The sequence below is a fragment of the Micromonospora sp. MH99 genome, from assembly GCF_021442385.1.
Taxonomy (GTDB): Bacteria; Actinomycetota; Actinomycetes; order Mycobacteriales; family Micromonosporaceae; genus Micromonospora.
Genome location: NZ_MUZA01000024.1, coordinates 26295 through 42273 on the forward strand (window position 1 = coordinate 26295; position 15979 = coordinate 42273).

General features: G+C 71.8%; 15 protein-coding genes and 1 tRNA gene. 9 read left to right on the plus strand and 7 right to left on the minus strand.

From position 1 onward, the window contains the following. Positions 1-32: 32 nt before the first annotated feature. Positions 33-1349, minus strand: coding sequence for a D-arabinono-1,4-lactone oxidase (locus B0E54_RS15040; RefSeq protein ID WP_234584152.1), 1317 nt, complete (start codon positions 1347-1349; stop codon positions 33-35). Between the two features lie 226 nt (positions 1350-1575). Here B0E54_RS15040 and B0E54_RS15045 point away from each other — a divergent pair, with 226 nt between their 5' ends. Continuing rightward, positions 1576-2181, plus strand: a complete 606-nt coding sequence (locus tag B0E54_RS15045) for a TetR/AcrR family transcriptional regulator (RefSeq protein ID WP_234584216.1) — start codon at positions 1576-1578, stop codon at positions 2179-2181. A 22-nt stretch (positions 2182-2203) separates the two neighbouring features. Here the strand turns inward: B0E54_RS15045 and B0E54_RS15050 are convergent, their stop codons facing one another. Then, a complete protein-coding gene (locus B0E54_RS15050; RefSeq protein WP_234584153.1) occupies positions 2204-3409 on the minus strand; it encodes an amino acid deaminase/aldolase in 1206 nt (401 codons plus the stop codon). Between the two features lie 344 nt (positions 3410-3753). Here B0E54_RS15050 and tmk point away from each other — a divergent pair, with 344 nt between their 5' ends. The 6 genes from tmk (at position 3754) to B0E54_RS15080 (ending at position 9654) form a co-directional block, all read left to right on the plus strand. Then, positions 3754-5817: a dTMP kinase gene (tmk, locus tag B0E54_RS15055; protein ID WP_234584217.1), complete on the plus strand. Its 2064-nt coding sequence runs from the start codon at positions 3754-3756 to the stop codon at positions 5815-5817. Next, on the plus strand, positions 5817-7091 hold the full coding sequence (locus tag B0E54_RS15060) for a DNA polymerase III subunit delta' (RefSeq protein WP_234584154.1): 1275 nt from the start codon (positions 5817-5819) through the stop codon (positions 7089-7091). Before tmk ends, B0E54_RS15060 begins: the two co-directional genes overlap by 1 nt. Before the next feature lie 122 nt (positions 7092-7213). Next, positions 7214-7543 carry a YbaB/EbfC family nucleoid-associated protein gene (locus B0E54_RS15065; RefSeq protein WP_007454690.1) on the plus strand — a complete coding sequence of 110 codons (330 nt, stop codon included), beginning with the start codon at positions 7214-7216 and terminating at the stop codon, positions 7541-7543. 1 nt (position 7544) lies between these two features. After that, positions 7545-7850 carry a hypothetical protein gene (locus B0E54_RS15070; RefSeq protein WP_234584155.1) on the plus strand — a complete coding sequence of 102 codons (306 nt, stop codon included), beginning with the start codon at positions 7545-7547 and terminating at the stop codon, positions 7848-7850. Then, positions 7850-8530 carry a hypothetical protein gene (locus B0E54_RS15075; RefSeq protein ID WP_234584156.1) on the plus strand — a complete coding sequence of 227 codons (681 nt, stop codon included), beginning with the start codon at positions 7850-7852 and terminating at the stop codon, positions 8528-8530. Before B0E54_RS15070 ends, B0E54_RS15075 begins: the two co-directional genes overlap by 1 nt. 284 nt (positions 8531-8814) lie before the next feature. Then, positions 8815-9654 carry a regulatory iron-sulfur-containing complex subunit RicT gene (locus tag B0E54_RS15080; protein ID WP_234584157.1) on the plus strand — a complete coding sequence of 280 codons (840 nt, stop codon included), beginning with the start codon at positions 8815-8817 and terminating at the stop codon, positions 9652-9654. Between the two features lie 83 nt (positions 9655-9737). Here B0E54_RS15080 and B0E54_RS15085 read toward each other — a convergent pair whose 3' ends face one another. After that, complete coding sequence (locus B0E54_RS15085) at positions 9738-11474, minus strand: metallophosphoesterase (RefSeq protein ID WP_234584158.1); 1737 nt, start codon at positions 11472-11474, stop codon at positions 9738-9740. Positions 11475-11617: 143 nt separating this feature from the next. Between B0E54_RS15085 and B0E54_RS15090 the strand changes: the two genes are divergently transcribed. Further along, positions 11618-11694: transfer RNA gene (locus B0E54_RS15090), tRNA-Thr, on the plus strand. A gap of 233 nt (positions 11695-11927) precedes the next feature. On the opposite strand, the gene B0E54_RS15095 is transcribed toward B0E54_RS15090, so the two are convergent. Further along, a complete protein-coding gene (locus B0E54_RS15095; RefSeq protein WP_234584159.1) occupies positions 11928-12980 on the minus strand; it encodes an aldo/keto reductase in 1053 nt (350 codons plus the stop codon). An 89-nt stretch (positions 12981-13069) separates the two neighbouring features. Between B0E54_RS15095 and B0E54_RS15100 the strand changes: the two genes are divergently transcribed. Beyond that, positions 13070-13675, plus strand: a complete 606-nt coding sequence (locus B0E54_RS15100; RefSeq protein ID WP_234584160.1) for a TetR/AcrR family transcriptional regulator — start codon at positions 13070-13072, stop codon at positions 13673-13675. A 141-nt stretch (positions 13676-13816) separates the two neighbouring features. Here the strand turns inward: B0E54_RS15100 and B0E54_RS15105 are convergent, their stop codons facing one another. The 3 genes from B0E54_RS15105 to B0E54_RS15115 form a co-directional block, all read right to left on the minus strand. Then, positions 13817-14425 (minus strand): nucleotidyltransferase domain-containing protein, encoded by a 609-nt coding sequence (locus B0E54_RS15105; RefSeq protein ID WP_234584161.1) that lies wholly within the window; start codon positions 14423-14425, stop codon positions 13817-13819. 146 nt (positions 14426-14571) lie between these two features. After that, on the minus strand, positions 14572-15102 hold the full coding sequence (locus tag B0E54_RS15110; RefSeq protein WP_234584162.1) for a 2'-5' RNA ligase family protein: 531 nt from the start codon (positions 15100-15102) through the stop codon (positions 14572-14574). Between the two features lie 16 nt (positions 15103-15118). Next, a complete protein-coding gene (locus B0E54_RS15115) occupies positions 15119-15934 on the minus strand; it encodes a helix-turn-helix domain-containing protein (RefSeq protein WP_234584163.1) in 816 nt (271 codons plus the stop codon). Positions 15935-15979 lie beyond the last annotated feature (45 nt).

A 15979-nucleotide genomic window follows, 5' to 3' on the forward strand; every position in this document is an offset into this window, starting at 1 on the left:
AGGACGCGGTCGCGACGCCGGTCTGCGGAATCTCAGACCCCGAGGACGTGGGTCAGGTGGGGGCTGGTGAAGACCCGGTTCGGGTCCAGGCGGTCGCGGACGGCCTGGAAGTCGGCGAAGCGGGGGTACGCCGTGGCGAGTGACGCGGCGTCGCGGTAGTGCAGCTTGCCCCAGTGCGGGCGGCCACCCAACCCGGCGGCGACCTTCTCGAAGGCCTGGAAGTACGGCTCGTACGGCATGCCGACGTACTGGTGCACGGCGACGTACGCGTTGTCCCGGCCGTAGCCGTGCGACAGCCAGATGTCGTCGGCGGCGGTGAAGCGCACCTCGACCGGGAAGAGGACCTTGAACGGCAGCCCGTCCACGATCCGTCGCAGCGCGGCGAGCGCCTCGGGCAGCGCCTCGCGGGGCAGGCCGTACTCCATCTCGACGAAACGGACCCGGCGCGGGGTGCAGAACACCCGGTCGGAGCGCCCGGTGTACTGCCGTTCGGTGAGCGCGCGGGCGGAGACGGCGCTGATGCCCGGTGCCAGCGCCGGCACGGCTCGGCCGAGACGGCAGGCGCCGGCGAAGACCGTGTTGGACAGGAAGTCGTCGTCCAGCCAGCCGCGCCAGCGGGGCAGCGGCCGATCGTTGGCGGGCGCCCGGTTGTTGGTCTTGACCTGGACCCGGGACGTGTAGGGGAACCAGTAGAACTCGACGTGGTCGTGGCCGCCGATCAGCGTGGGCAGGTCGCCGAGCACGTCGGCCAGCGCGGCGGGGCGTTCGTGGGCGTGCAGGACGAAGGCGTCCACGCAGCGCAGGGTCACCTCGACCAGGACGCCGAGCGCGCCGAGCGCGACCCGGGCGGCGGCGAAGACGTCGGGATGCTCGTCGGCGGAGCAGCGCAGCACCTCGCCGGTGCCGGTGACCAGGGTGAGGGCCTCGACGAAGGTGGACAGGCAGCCGAAGCCGGCGCCGGTGCCGTGGGTGCCGGTGGAGATCGCGCCGGCGACTGTCTGCGCGTCGATGTCACCGAGGTTGGGCAGTGCGAGGCCGTGCCGGGCGAGCAGCCCGTTGAGCGTGTGCAGCGTCATTCCCGCCGGTACCGTGACGAGTCGGCGCGCGACGTCGACACTGACACCGGTGTCCAACTCGGACAGCTCCATCCGCCGGTCGTCGGCCAGGGCGACAGCGGTGAAGGAGTGGCCGCTGCCGGCGACGCGGATCCGGCCTCCGGCGGCGGCGGTGGCGCGTACGGCTTCGGCGACGTCGTCCGGCGAGCCGGGGCGCAGGATCGCGGTGGCGCTGCCACGCTGGTTGCCGGCCCAGTTGGACCAGCGGGCGGTGAGCGGTGCGGTGCCGACCATGCGCGCTCCTCGTTCATGAATATGAACTGACTTCATATCAGGAACGTTGTACCTGGTAAATACCGCAATTGCGATCCGCTCGTTGTACCGGTAGTCACGGACTCGTGACGTGGAGATATGTTCATCCGTCGAAGGGGGGTGGCGCCGAGTGTCCACACCAGCCGCCACGACCGGGCCGCTGCGCCGCGTACCGGTGCAGGGTCGAAGTGTCGCGCGGGTACAGCGCATGTTGGATGCCTGCGCCGAACTCGTCGACGAGGTGGGGTACGAGGGTCTGACGACGACCCTGCTCGCCGAGCGGGCCGAAGTGGCGATCGGGTCGGTCTATCAGTTCTTCCCGGACAAGCGGGCGATCGTGCAGGCGTTGACCCTGCGCACGATGGAGTCCTACCTGCAGCGGCTCGACGAGCGCTTCGCCTCCGACGAGATGACCCACTGGTGGGACGGCGTCGACGCGGGCATCGACGAGTACATCACGATGCACCGCACCGTCCCCGGCTTCCGTACTCTGCACTTCGGCGACGTGGTCGACCTGCACCTGCTCGATGAGCAGCGGGACAACAACGGCGTGATCGCCGACCAGTTGGCGCGGGTGCTCACCGAGCGCTTCGGGCTCACGGACGTGCCGAAACTGCGCTTCGTCCTGGAGATCGCGGTGGAGGCCGCCGACGCGTTGATCAAGCTCGCGTTCCGGCGGAAGTCCGACGGCGACGAGCGGGTGCTGCTCGAGGCGAAGGCGCTGATCCGGGAGTACCTGCATCGCCAGGTCGACGGGCGCGACAGCGGTCGACCCGCCGCCGAGCAGCAGGCCGAGGCCGTCCAGCACGCCTGAGCCGGCGCGCGGGGGCGGCCCGTCAGAGGAACGCGTGGCCCTCGCCCCGGTAGGTGGGCACGGTCGCCACGATCGCGTCCCCCTCGACCAGGTGCAGCTCGTTGACCCGTTCGCACAGCTCACCGGCCTTGGCGTGCCGGAACCACACCCGGTCGCCGACCTTCAGGGTGGCCGCCGCCGCGCCGGACAGCGGAGTCTGCACCTCGCCGGCGCCCTCCGTGGCGACGAGCTTCAGGCCGGCCGGCAGCCACGGCCGGGGCAACCGGCTGTCGGCGGCCTGGCCGGAGGCGATCCAGCCCCCGCCCAGCACCGTCGCCAGCTCCGGCGTCGGCCGGCGGACCACCGCGCAGGCGAAGAACGCCGCAGGGGTGGGCCGCCAGGCGCGGTACGCGTCGAACAGCGTCGGCCCGTACAGGCCCGATCCCGCGGTGACCTCGGTGACCGCGGGATCGGCGCTTGTCGCGGCCACGCTGCCGGTGCCGCCGCCGTTGACGAACTCCAGGTCGGCGTGCTCGCGTACCGCCGCCACCGCCGCGCCCCGGCGGGCCAGCAACTCGCGGTACGACCCGCGCTGGGCCAGCCGGATCGCGCCGGCCAGCAGCGTCCGCCCCGGCGGAGCGTCGCCCAGGCCGGCGATCTGCGCCTCGTACGACATGAGCCCGACCAGCCGGAAGCCGGCGCGGCCGGCGACGGCGGCGGCGAGCGCGCCGGCAGCCCGGGCGCTGTGCACCGGCGAGCGGCGGACGCCGACGTGCACCCCGCGCAGTGGTCGCCAGGAGGCGTCCAGGTCCAGGCAGAGCCGCAGCTCGGCGCGCTGCCCCGGGGCGCGGACGGCGTCGATGAAGTCCAGCTGCCCGGTGCCGTCGATCATCAGGGTGATCGCGGCGGCGAGCGTCGGGTCGGCGGCCAGCTCGGCAAGGGCCGTCCGGTCGGCGCTCGGGTACGCGACCAGCACGTCGTCGCTCATGCCGGCGCGGACCAGCCAGATCGCCTCGGGCACTGTGAACGCCATGACGCCGTGCCAGCCGGGTCGGGCGAGTGCCCGGCCGATCAGCTCCCGGCTGCGCACCGACTTGCTGGCCAGCCGGAGCGGTTTGCCGGCGGCGCGGTCGGTCAGGGCCGCCGAGTTGGCGTCGAAGGCGGTGAGATCCACCACGGCGTACGGGGGGTCGAGATGGGCGGTCGCCCGGTCCAGGCGGTCGCGCAGTTTGTCGCTTTCGATGGCCACGTGTGCACGCTAACTGTCCGACGGTGAATGCGAAATACCCTCGCGTACGTCCCGGGCTGCGGTCGGTGCCTTTGGCGGCCTAGGCTCAGCGAGCAGGAGAATGTCGCCGGTGGGGCGGCCCCCACCGGGTCTAGAGTGTTCCACCGGGGGTGCCCAGCGATGGGCCGGCACGTGGAGGTACGGCCATCGAAAGCCAGAACAGCGGCGAGTCGCCCGGCGTGTCGCGCGCGGGTGACCAGTCGGGCAACGCCGCCAACCAGTCCAGCTCCGGTCAGGTCGATCCGTCCGGCTACGCCGCGATCCGCTCGGTTCTGCGGATCAGGCCGTTCCGGCGGCTCTGGATCGTGCTCGGTGCGGCCTCCTTCGGCGACTGGCTCGGTCTGCTGGCCACCGCTCTCTTCGCCGCCTCCCAGGTGCAGGGCAGCACCGCCCAGGGCGCCGCGTTCGGCGGTGTGACAGCGATCCGGCTGCTGCCCGCGCTGGTGCTCGGCCCGGTGGCCGGCGTCTTCGCCGACCGGTTCGACAGGCGCTGGACGATGGTCATCTGTGACCTCCTGCGCTTCGTCCTCTTCGCGTCCATCCCGCTCTACGCCCTCACCGGCGCGGCGGGCGGTCTGGTGGTCGGCTGGGCGCTGATCGCCACCTTCCTGATCGAGTCGATCACCCTGCTCTGGATCCCGGCCAAGGAGGCCGCGGTTCCCAACCTCATCCCGCGGGCCCGGCTGGAGGCGGCGAACCAGCTCACCCTGATCACCACGTACGGCCTCACCCCGGTCGCCGCCGCCATCGGCCTGGCCGTGCTCGACCGTGGCGTCCGTGGTGCCGTCGGTGGCGACCTGCCCTCCTGGGCCGAGCCGGCACAGCTCGCGCTCTGGTTCAACTCCTTCTCCCGGCTCGCCACCGCGCTGGTGGTCGCCTTCGGGATCAAGGAGATCAGCGAGGCGCAACGCGGTGAGGCCGAACGCTCCGAGCAGAGCATGTTCCGGCAGTTCTCCGAGGGCTGGAAGTACATCGGCAAGACCCCGCTCGTGCGTGGTCTGGTGCTGGGCATCTTCGGGGCGTTCGCCGGTGGCGGCATCGTGGTCGGCACGGCCAAGTTCTTCGCCAACTCGCTGGGCGCCGGCGACGCCGCGTTCTCGCTGCTCTTCGGCGCCATCTTCGTCGGCCTGGCCCTCGGCATCGGCCTCGGTCCGATGATCGTCAAGGAGATGTCCCGGCGTCGGTGGTTCGGCATGAGCATCGTGCTGGCCAGCGCCGCCGTGATGACCCTCGCCTTCGCCATCCACCTGTCCATGGCGATCGTCGGAGCGGTCCTGGTCGGCGCCGGCGCCGGGATGGCCTTCCTGGCCGGCACCACACTGCTGGGCGGCGAGGTGGCCGACGAGGTGCGGGGCCGGGTCTTCGCGGTGGTGCAGATCGGCACCCGGCTGGTGCTGATCCTGGCCATCGGGCTCAGCAGCGTGCTGGTCGGCGTCGGCGGCTCCCGCAAACTGACCATCGCCGACCTCGGCATCTCCATCTCCTCCACCCGCCTGCTGCTGCTCGCCGCCGGCGCCGCCGGCATCTTCGCCGGGATCAGCGCCTTCGGCCAGATGGACGACAAGAAGGGCGTCCCCGTCCTCGCCGACCTCTGGGGCTCGATCCGTGGTCGCCCGCTGATGCCCTCCGAGCCGTTCGTCTCCGCCGGGCTCTTCGTGGTGTTCGAGGGCGGCGAGGGCGCCGGCAAGTCCACCCAGCTCACCGCGCTCGCCGAGCGGCTGCGCGGTCAGGGGCACGACGTCCTGGTCACCCGCGAGCCGGGGGCCACGGCGGTCGGCCAGCGGATCCGGTCGCTGGTGCTGGACACCTCCGGCGACGAGGCGCCCTCCCCGCGCGCCGAGGCGCTGCTCTACGCCGCTGACCGGGCACACCACGTGGCCGCAGTGGTCCGGCCCGCGCTGGTCCGTGGCGGTGTGGTGATCAGTGACCGGTACGTCGACTCGTCACTCGCGTACCAGGGCGCCGGGCGGACGCTTCCGGTCGACGAGGTCTCCTGGCTCTCCTCCTGGGCCACCGGAGGGCTCAAGCCGGACCTGGTGGTGCTGCTCGACGTCGAGCCCCGGACCGGCCTGTCCCGGGTGGCCTCGCGCAACGCGGGCGCCGACCGGCTCGAGGCGGAGTCGATCGCCTTCCACGAGCGCGTCCGCTACGCGTTCCTGGACCTCGCCGCCGCCGACCCGAAGCGCTACCTGGTGCTCGACGCGTCCCGACCGGCCGACGAGATCACCGGCCTGGTGGTCCGGCGCGTGCAGGAGATGCTGGGTAAGCCGGGCGGCATCGTGCACCCCCGCCCCGCGCAGGGCCCGGACACCTCGGTGCAGCCCGAGTTATCCGACGCGGAGCTGGTGACGATGGAGCACAAGACCTGATGCCGGACGTCTTCGCCGATCTGGTCGGCCAGGACGAGGCGGTCGCCGAACTGCGCCGGGCCGCCGGCGCGGCGGCGGCCGTGCTGCGCGCCGGCGTGGCCGACCGGGCACCCGCGCTGATCGCCGCAGGCGCGGCCGGCGAGACCGCTCCCGGGACCGGCGACACCGAGCCCGGCGCGCTGGACCCGTCCACCGGGATGACGCACGCCTGGATCTTCACCGGGCCACCCGGTTCCGGTCGCTCGGTCGCCGCCCGCGCCTTCGCCGCAGCCCTTCAGTGCACGTACGGCACCGGCTGCGGCGAGTGCCCCGGCTGCCACACCACGATGGGCGGCACCAACGCCGACGTCCGGATGGTGGTGCCGGAAGGGCTCTCCATCGGCGTCGGCGAGATGCGGGCGCTGGTGTTGCGCGCGGCCAGCACCCCGTCCGGCGGGCGGTGGCAGGTGGTGGTCATCGAGGATGCCGACCGGCTCACCGAGGCGGCCGGCAACGCGCTGCTCAAGGCCATCGAGGAGCCGCCACCGCGTACGGTCTTCCTGCTCTGCGCCCCGTCCACCCACCCTGACGACATCTCGGTGACCATCCGGTCGCGCTGTCGTGTCGTACCCCTGCGGCAGCCGCCGGCCGCCGCGGTGGCCGAGGTGCTGGTCCGTCGGGACGGCATCGCGCCCGACGTGGCGCAGTGGGCGGCGGCTGCCGCGCAGGGGCACGTGGGTCGGGCCCGCCGGCTGGCCCGCGATCCGGAGGCCCGCAAGCGGCGTGAGGCGGTCCTCGCCGTGCCGCGCCGGCTGACCGGCGTCGGCGCGGCGTTCGACGCGGCGTCCGCGCTGATCGAGGCGGCCGAGGCGGAGGCCGAGGCGTCGGTGTCCGAGTCGGACGCGACGGAACGGGCCGCGCTGGAGACCGCGCTCGGCGCGGGCGGCACCGGCCGGGGTGCGGCCGGCGCGATGCGCGGTGCCGCCGGGCAGCTCAAGGAGTTGGAGAAGCGGCAGAAGTCGCGGGCCACCAGGGCTCAGCGGGACGCGCTGGACCGGGCGCTCGTCGACCTGGCCGGCTTCTACCGGGACGCGCTCACCATGGCGCTGCGGGCCCCGGTCGATCCCGTGCACACCGACACCGCCGCGCTCGCCGGCGCGGGGGCCCAGAAGTGGGACGCCGAGGGTTCGCTGCGCCGGTTGGAGGCCGTTCTCGCCTGCCGGGCGGCGATCGAGGCGAACGTCAAGCCACGGATCGCGGTGGAGGCGATGATGCTCGCCCTCTGGAAGGGCTGACCCGCAGCTCCAGCCGGTTGTCCACAGCCATCGACACGCGCGATTGCGGTGCGGTACGGTCCGGTGTGCCGTGGTGACGGTGACGGCACGCTCAGTGAGGGGCCATCCGGGAGGAGTCGCCGATGCCGCGGGGGGAGATCGACGAGGCCTGGATCGAGGAGGCGGTGCGGCGCTACCGCCGCATCGAATCGCTGCAGGCCGAGTTCGACCAGGCCGTCTCGACAGTCGAGGTCACCGTCCGGTCGCCGGACGGGCTGGTCGAGGTGGTGGTCACCGCCGGCGGGCGGATCACCGACGTCCGGTTCCTCGGGCCGCTGCACACCCGCAGCCCACGAGACGTGGCGGGCTCGGTGCAGGCCGCCGTCACCGCGGCCGCCGACGCCGCCGAGTGGGCCCGGGAGAAGCTGCACAACGAGACGTTCGCCGCCTACCGACCGCTCGCGGGGGCCTGACATGGACACACTGCGCGCGCTCTCCGCGCGGCTCGACGAGGCGAGCGCCATCCTGACCACGCTGTCCCACACCGTCACCGCCAGCGACCCGGCCCAGGCCGCGTTCGGCGCGGACGCCCCGGGCCGTCCCGGCGAGATCGGTCGCGCGCTGCACCGACAGTGGACCGCCGCCACCGACGATCGGGCCCGCGAGGCGCGCGCCGCCGCCGCCCGGCTCGCCGCCGCCTCCTCGGCGGTCCGCGAGGCCGCCGACCGGTACGCCGAGGTCGACCGCGCCGCCCGCCGCCGGATCATCGGGGAGCCGTGATGGACCCGCTGGACCGGCTCGCCGAACCGGGTCTCAACCTGCTCTACCGGGTGGACGCGTTGCTCGCGGCCGGCGTTCCCGAGGGGCACCGCGTCTGGCCTCTGCTGCGCCGGATGCAGGTGCTGCCGGGTGACGCCGTCCGGGGCTTCCTCGACCTGCACCCGGCGCCGCTGGCCAGCGCCGGGCACGCGGTGCGCCGGCTGGTCCGGGGGTACGACGACGTCGGCGCGGCGCTCACCGACCCGGTGCTCTGGTCCGGTCCGGCCGCCTCGGCGTACGGGCAGGAGCGCGCCGCGCTGCTGCGTCATCTCGACGAGGGCCCGGAGAGCCTGGTCGGGCGACTGGAATCCACCGCCGGGTACGCGGACGCCCTCGCCGACTGGGTGGAGGGCAGCCGCCTCGCACTGGCCCGGACGTTGGCCGACGTGCTGCGCTCGGCCGAGGCGGTGGCCGTGGTCGCCGCCACCGCCACCGGCCCGCCGACCCGCCTGACGCCGGTCGGGCCGGGTGTCGCCGACGCGGCCGAGATCGCCGCGCGGGTGCTGGCGGTGCTGTGCGTCGCGTACGACGGTGCCGAGACACTGCTGCGCCAGTGGGCGCCGAGCCTGGCCGAGTCCACCTGGCGGTCGTCGATGGACGGCCGTCCCCGCTACGACCAGCCCACCCGGGTCGGCTGGTAGCCGGTCGTCGCGTCCCCGGACAGGCCACGGCGTCGCTCGCGGGCGCCCGAGCAGAGTCGGCGCCCACGGCGACGCCGTGGTCTTCCCCCTGCACCCCCCGCAGGTCTGCCTCCACTCAACGCCGCCCGGAGACGTTTGTCCCGCACCCGCGGCCGGAATCAACCGTCCGGGCGAGGGTCAACGGCACGACGGGTGGCCCGGCTATAGGTCGAGTCGACGGTCATGGATGCGGTGCGGGGGTCGGCCGCTGCGTCCTTTGCGGTGATGCGTCGTAAGGTGGGGGGATGGGCATGCTCTGCGCGGTCAGCTTCAACCGGTACGGGCGCCTCTACTACCTCGACCCGGGGGAGTTGCGTCCGCAGGTGGGCGACCGGGTGCTGGTGCCGACCGACGACGGGCCCGAGGTGGCCGAGTGCGTGTGGGCCGCCCAGTGGGTGACCGAGGAGACCGACGGCTTCCCCCGGCTGGTCGGGCTGGCCGGTGACGACGACCTGGCCCGGGACGAGGCGCTGCGCCGTCGTAAGGCCGAGGCGAAGGTGGCGGCGAAGCGGTTGATCCGTGCGCACGGCCTCCCGATGAAGGTGGTGGCCGTCGACCACGTCCTCGGCTCGGGCGACGGCGGCGGCGAGCGCAGCACCGTCTACTTCACCGCCCCGCACCGGGTGGACTTCCGGTCCCTGGTCCGCGACCTGGGCGCCACCCTGCACTGCCGGGTCGAGCTGCGGCAGCTCTCGGCACGGGACTCGGCGCGCGTCCAGGGCGGCATCGGCTCGTGTGGCCGGGACCTGTGTTGCGCGACGTTCCTGACCGACTTCGAGCCGGTGACGATCCGGATGGCCAAGGACCAGGATCTGCCGTTGAACCCGCTGCGCATCTCGGGGGCGTGTGGCCGGTTGATGTGCTGCCTGAAGTACGAGCACCCGCTGTACCAGCGCTTCCAGGAGACCGCGCCGGCCGTCGGCAGCCGTGTCTCCACCCCCGAGGGCGACGGTCGGGTGGTCGGCCACAGCGTTCCGCGAGACGCGGTCACCGTCCGCCTGGACGCCGACGGTTCCCGCTGCTCCTGCTCCCGCGCCTCCGTCTGCGCCCCCCGCCAAGCCCACGACCAGCACTACACCCCCTAACCCCCGGGGTCATCTTGTTGATCAAGAGCTTTGCGTCATTCGGAGCCCGAATTCTGACGCAAAGCTCTTGATCAACAGGTGGGTCAGGAGAGGACGATGGGGGGTTCGGTCAGGTGGGGGGTTAGCGGGGCGCGGGGGGTCAGCCAGCTGGCTGTGGGGGACTGGTCGGGGTTCACCTGCCAGTCGCGGGACACCCGGTCCACCCCGAGCGGGTAGACCGTCAGGGTGCCGTCCGGGTCGATGCGCAACCGCAGGAACGACTTGGAGTCCTCGATGCCCTGCCCGGCGAACAGTTCGTTGACGTTCACCCCGAACGCACCGGCGGCCAGCAGGTACGCCGCCACCAGCTGACTGGCCACCAGGCCGATGACCGGGCCGTACAGCACCGCCGCGGCGACCGCCGGCAACGGCCACGGCCAGTCGTAGAACGGCAGCGCCAACCAGACCCAGGTGCCGCCGGCGGCCAGCGCCACCTGGGCCACGCCGTGGCTGACGCCGAGAATCCAGTGCCGGACATGCCGCTTGCCACTGGCGCTGGGCGGCTTGGCGAACAGCACCGCCGCCACCACCGTCACGAGCACCATCAGCACCAGCGGGACGCTGAACAGTCGCTGGTTGGTGCTGTCGGCCCAGTTCGCCGTCGCGCCGGCCATGGCCAGCATCAGCAGGGTGTGCAGGGTGCCGAGCAGCGTGGCGAAGCCGGGGTTGCGGAACGGCAGCCGGGCGAAGATGCCCCAGCCGTAGCGCCGGGAGCGGGCCGCGTCCGGATAGCGGGCCACCAGGTCGTACGGCTCTGTGCGGCTGGCCCGTCGGGTCGGCGTGTCCCGGGGCGGCACCTCGATGCGCTCCGGGAGCTTGTGCGTCGGGTACAGGTACGCGCCGCCGCCACCACAGGTGATCAGCTGCCGGTCCGGGCCGGCATAGCGGGCGTAGTGGTGCAGGTCGCCGGAGAGCAGCAGACGCACCTGCGCCCCGGTCGGATCGATGATGGTCCGGATGAAGTAGTCGATCGAGTCGTACGCCGTGGGGACGTCGGCGGCCTTGACCCACGTCGGCGACGGCGCCGCGATGATCACCTTCGACTCGGGGGTGAGTCGCCGGGCCACCTCGTCGAAGTACGCCAACTGTGGGTCGTCCAGGTATGAGCCGGACTGGTCGTCGACGCCCAGCAGCCACCAGCCGGCCGGCAACTCCACGGCGAAGTACGACCGCGACTGCCCGGTGCGCCAGCCGGCGAAGTTACGGTCCCGGGAGCGGACGAACAGCCGTAGGAAGGCGGTCAGGCCGTCGTACCAGTCGTGGTTGCCCGGCACCGCGAACAGCGTGGGACCCTCGGGCGGGGTCGCCGGCAGCGCGGCCTGGTACGGCCCCTTGCACCGGTTCTCGTACTCCGCGTAGGCCGCCGACGGGTACACCTGGTCCCCGCCCATCACCAGGGTCTGCCCACGGGGCAGCCGGTGCCCGTCCACGGTCAGCTCCGGCTGCGCCAGCAGGTACGCGACGGAGTAGGTGGCGTGGAAGCCGTCACCGAGGTCGGCCACGTAGTCGAGCCAGAGCCCGCCGTCCGGCCCCGCCTGGCGGAAGATGCCGTCGCCGAAGGCGTTCTGCAGCTCGCGCTTGTCCAGGTACGCCCCGAAGAGGATCGCCAACAGTGTCCGGATGCCGGTGCTGATCAGCAGGAACGGCGCCAGCCAGGGCACCGGCTTGCGGGGGGTGAAACCCAACTCCAGGGGGTCGGTGGAGCGCGGCCGGCGAGGGGCCCGCTCCCCGTCGGGTTGCTCGCCCGCCGGGGTCTGGTGATCGTCGCGTTCGTCACTCACGCGCCGCAGCGTAGTACCGGTCCCGCCGAGGCGCTGTCCGGTAATTAGCCAGATGGCGGTGGTTGTCCGGTTGGTGCCGGCGGTGGCGCGGGGGTATCCCGCTCGGTCCGGAGCCGGGGGGTGCCGTACACTTGCTGATCGTTGCCGCCTTAGCTCAGTCGGCTAGAGCGACGCACTCGTAATGCGTAGGTCGACGGTTCGATTCCGTCAGGCGGCTCCACGGAAAGGCCCAGGTCACCGGCTTCATCGCCGATCATGACCTGGGCCTTTCGCTGTGCCGCCAAGGAGGCCAGAGCCGGTCCAAGGAGGGCAGCCACCTGCTCTGTCGTCGGCAGCTCGCCAGCCACGCACTCGATGAAGGACTCCGCGATCTCCCAGAGCGGTCTGTCGATTGGGCTCCGAGGTAGACGAGGGTGGCAAGACGCTCTTCGTCTTCGACGGGGGGCGTGCTGATCAGGCGGCGCCACGCTCGCTGACCGGCCGGCGGCGCAGGTTCGGGTTCAGCAGGGCCGGGGGCAGGTAGGCCTGGTCGAGCCGGGTGACATCGGTGCCGGGCGCGACGATCTCGTCGATCCGGTCGAGGATCTCGTCGGTGAGCGTGACGTCGACGCCAGCGAGCAGGTTGTCGAGGTGCTCCATCGTGCGCGGGCCGAGGATTGCGCTGGTCACGCCCGGGTGTGCGATGGCGAATGCCATGGCGAGGTGGGTCAACGGCATGCCTGCCTCGTTGGCGAGCGGGATGAGCTGTTCGACGACGTCGATCCGGAGCTCGTCGGTGAGGTGCCTGGAGAAGCGGGCGCGGCGCAGGTCGTTCTGCTCGCCCTTGCGGACCCGGCCGGTGAGCATTCCCTGCCCGAGTGGGCCCCACACCAGCGTGCCCATCCCGTAGCGCTGCGCGGCCGGCAGCACCTCGCTCTCGATGCTGCGGTTGAGGATCGAGTAGGGCGGCTGCTCGGTGTGGAAACGTTCCAGTCCGCGCCGCTCGGCGACCCACTGGGCCTCGATGATGTCGGATGCGGGCATCGTGGACGACCCGATCGCCCGGACCTTGCCACTGCGGATCAGGTCGGAGAGCGCGGAGAGCGTCTCCTCGATGTCGGTGTCGGGGTCCGGGCGCTGGATCTGGTAGAGGTCGATGTGGTCGGTCTGCAGGCGGCGCAGCGAGTCCTCGACCGCGCTCATGATCCAGCGGCGGGAGGCGCCTCGCTGGTTGGGGTCGGTGGCCGTGCCCGGCGTCCGGGGCAGCGCGTTCAGCCTGGGAAGGCCCACCTTGGTCGCGAGGATGACCTTGTCGCGGCGCCCCTTGAGGGCCTTGCCCACGATCTCCTCCGAGTCGCCGTAGGCATCGGCGGTGTCGACGAGGTTGATCCCCGCGTCCAACGCCCTGTGGATGACCTTGATCGAGTCGTCAGGGTCGGGGTTCCCGATCACCGTGGCGAACATCAGCGTGCCGAGCGCGTACGGGCTGACCTTGATGCCCGTCCGGCCCAGGGTGCGGTACTGCATGAGCGTCTCCCTGCGGTATCGTCGTTATCTGGAAACTCTTTCCGGAACTATACGGAAAGCCTTTCCGGAACAGCAAGGGAGGCGCAGCCATGTCCGACAACACGGCAGATTTCGGTGTTCGCGATCGCGCCCCGCGCCGGCTGCGCACCGACGCGCGCCGCAACATCGAGTCCCTGCTCGAAGCGGCGAAGACGGTCTTCAGCACCGCCGGCGTCGACGCCCCCGCCAAAGAGATCACCGATCTGGCCGGCGTCGGCGTCGGCACGCTCTACCGGCACTTCCCGCAGCGCTCGGACCTGATCAAGGCCGTCATCGAGCGCGAGATCGACGCCTGCGCCGATGCGGCCCCGGCTCTGGCCGCCGCGCACGAGCCGGGGGTCGCCCTCGCGAAGTGGCTCGACCGGTTCACCGCGTTCGTCGCGACCAAACGCGGATTTGCCGCAGCCCTGCACTCCGGCGATCCGGCGTTCGACGGCCTGCCCGGATATCTCATGCAGAAGCTGGGACCGGCCCTCGAGTCCCTGCTCGACGCCGCGACGGCCAGCGGCGAGGTCCGGGCCCGGGTCGGTGCCCAGGATCTGCTGTACGCCGTTGCGAAGCTGTGTGCGCCCATGCCGGACGAGGAACCCGACTACGGGCGGCGCATGGTCGCGCTCCTCGTCGACGGACTGCGGTCCGGCGAATCCCCGCACTGAGACACCAGTCGACTCGCGCGGAGTTGAACGAACAGACGTCGGGCGGTGCGGCAGCACGAGCATCGGCGCGGGTCGGCCCTGAAGGTCATTCGATTCCGTCAGGCAGCTCCGCTCGAACCGGGTCTCAGTTCCGCGCCGACATCAGCCGCGCGCCGGGGGGTCGTTGGCCCACGGCGAGTGCGGGTGTGCGGTACGGATCGCCATCCGCAACCACCGGCGTTGCTCGGGGAGTAACAGGCGGTCGGCGATGCTCAGGTCATGCTCGTCCTGCGGGCGTGGGTCTCGCGCCTTCCACAGGAGTTGAGTGGCCAGCGTTCCGGTCGGTACGCCACGGACAGTCGCGACGGCCGAACTCCACCCAAGCCTGATCCGTGGATCTCTGCGGTACCGCCAGACCGACTCGTCGCCGTCCTCCACGTTGACCTGAAGGACGAAACGATCGCGGTTCTCGTCGTGTATCCAGATGTTGCGCAGCTCGGGGTCGTCGAGGTGCTCCCGCAACGGGAGAAGACGCCCGCTCATGGCCGCGATCGGCCGCAGCTGGGCGGGCATGCTGCCGAGCAGGGCCGGGAGCCCCGGCCGGAGGGTGCTGACGTCGATGTCGCCGTGCTGGCGGCTGACCGCGCCCAACCAGTGGTCGATGGCCCATCCACCGGAGAGCCACCAGCGGGCCGGACAGCGGCCGAGCAGCGAGCAGACGTCGGTGATGGAGAGCGCCGCCCAGACGTGCCGTTGAGGGTCGTACCGCACGCCCCCAGGCTGGCACCGACTCAGACCGGACGCCAGACTCCGCACCCGGGCCTGCTGGTAGCGCAGGTGCCGACCCACCGGGGACGCCTGCGGTAGCGCCTCTGACAGAGGGGCTGGCCCGGTACGCGGAGGACTGCCGAACGTACTCAGCGATCCGCCCCCAGCGGAAACTCGCAGACGGTACGCCATGGGCTCAGGCCCGGCGTTCCGGCGATGAGTCGCACCATGTCGACGGCCGCGTTGATCGGCAGCTGCGCGGAGACCGTCTCGGCGGCGTGGCTCAGGGTGGGCTCGGGGGCGTCGCTACCGATGGTCAGGTGCGGCACCACCTCGGTGTGCGCCCCGGCATAGGGGGCGGTCTCGGGAAACCGCTGCCACACCGCTGTGGTGAGGTTCCGGAACGGACGGTCGGGCTGCGGTGCGAGCCATACGACCGTGTCGCCGAACCAGCCGATGTGAGTCAGCGCAACGTCGAACCGCGGTATGCCGGCAATGGCCTTGCGCAGTACTGCCAGGACCTGGTCGCTGATCTGCTGCGGAGGCAGGAACGGGTAGAGGACTGTCACGTGTGCCGGCACGCCCCAGGAGGCAGCGGGGTCGAGGGATTCCCGAAACCGGCCCACCGCTTCCTCGGCCTCGGGTATCGGCACGATGAGCGCCGTCTGGGTCGGTTCCATCCCGGCAGTTTGCCGATCATGGCCGGTGCTGGTCCACGGAGTTTCGCCACCGGTGCTGCGTAGCGCCCGTCGGAGAAGAATCGCGCCCCTGCCGGCTCCGGCAGTACTCGCCCGGCGTCATCCCGAAGTAGGCCCGGAACGCCTGAATGAAGGCGCTGGGGCCGCTGTAACCACTGGCCGCGGCGGTCGTGGTCACCGATTCGCCCACGGCGATCAACGTGAGCGAGTGATGCAACCGCAGCTGCGTCCGCCAGTGCGGGAACGACATCCCGGTCTGCTCCCGGAACAGCCGGCTGAGGGTACGCGCGCCGGCTCCCACGGCAGTGCCCAGCTCGCCGAGGGTGCGACGGTCGGTGGGGTCCTCGAGCAGGATCTCGGCAAGATCCCGCAGCCGGGAATCGGCCGGGTACGGCAGGCGAAGGCGCAATGTGGTCGCGCGTCGTAGCTGGTCGAGCGCCACGCGTTCGAGGTTGTCCCGTTCGTCGTCGGTCAGCTCCTCGCCGTCGGTGAGGCTGACGATCACCTCGCGCAGCAGCGGCGAGACGGCCAGGGCGGTCGGTTGATCCACGCCCATCGGATTCAGTGGGCGATCGAACATGATCGCGCGCATGTCGGTGGGCCCGTACGCCCGATGGGCGTGGGCGACCCCGGCCGGAATCCACACCGCCCGGTCCGGTGGCACCGTCCACATTCCCGTCGGCGTCGACACGGCCAGCACTCCGTTGCGGGGGCAGACAAGCTGGTGGCGTGCATGGTGGTGCCAGTCGATCCGGTCACGGTCGGCCAGGGGTACCCGGGCGGGCCCGTCCACATCTTGGCTGCTTGGCGACATAAGTCGGCAGGATATCGATAGCCGGCAACTGGGACGCTCGGGCAT

Excerpts from the sequence above, each read along its gene's own strand:
- B0E54_RS15040 (WP_234584152.1), bottom strand. The coding sequence starts at position 1,349 with ATGGTCGGCACCGCACCGCTCACCGCCCGCTGGTCCAACTGGGCCGGC.
- B0E54_RS15045 (WP_234584216.1), top strand. The coding sequence starts at position 1,576 with ATGTTGGATGCCTGCGCCGAACTCGTCGACGAGGTGGGGTACGAGGGT.
- B0E54_RS15060 (WP_234584154.1), top strand. The coding sequence starts at position 5,817 with ATGCCGGACGTCTTCGCCGATCTGGTCGGCCAGGACGAGGCGGTCGCC.
- B0E54_RS15065 (WP_007454690.1), top strand. The coding sequence starts at position 7,214 with ATGCCGCGGGGGGAGATCGACGAGGCCTGGATCGAGGAGGCGGTGCGG.
- B0E54_RS15070 (WP_234584155.1), top strand. The coding sequence starts at position 7,545 with ATGGACACACTGCGCGCGCTCTCCGCGCGGCTCGACGAGGCGAGCGCC.
- B0E54_RS15075 (WP_234584156.1), top strand. The coding sequence starts at position 7,850 with ATGGACCCGCTGGACCGGCTCGCCGAACCGGGTCTCAACCTGCTCTAC.
- B0E54_RS15080 (WP_234584157.1), top strand. The coding sequence starts at position 8,815 with ATGGGCATGCTCTGCGCGGTCAGCTTCAACCGGTACGGGCGCCTCTAC.
- B0E54_RS15095 (WP_234584159.1), bottom strand. The coding sequence starts at position 12,980 with ATGCAGTACCGCACCCTGGGCCGGACGGGCATCAAGGTCAGCCCGTAC.
- B0E54_RS15100 (WP_234584160.1), top strand. The coding sequence starts at position 13,070 with ATGTCCGACAACACGGCAGATTTCGGTGTTCGCGATCGCGCCCCGCGC.
- B0E54_RS15110 (WP_234584162.1), bottom strand. The coding sequence starts at position 15,102 with ATGGAACCGACCCAGACGGCGCTCATCGTGCCGATACCCGAGGCCGAG.
- B0E54_RS15115 (WP_234584163.1), bottom strand. The coding sequence starts at position 15,934 with ATGTCGCCAAGCAGCCAAGATGTGGACGGGCCCGCCCGGGTACCCCTG.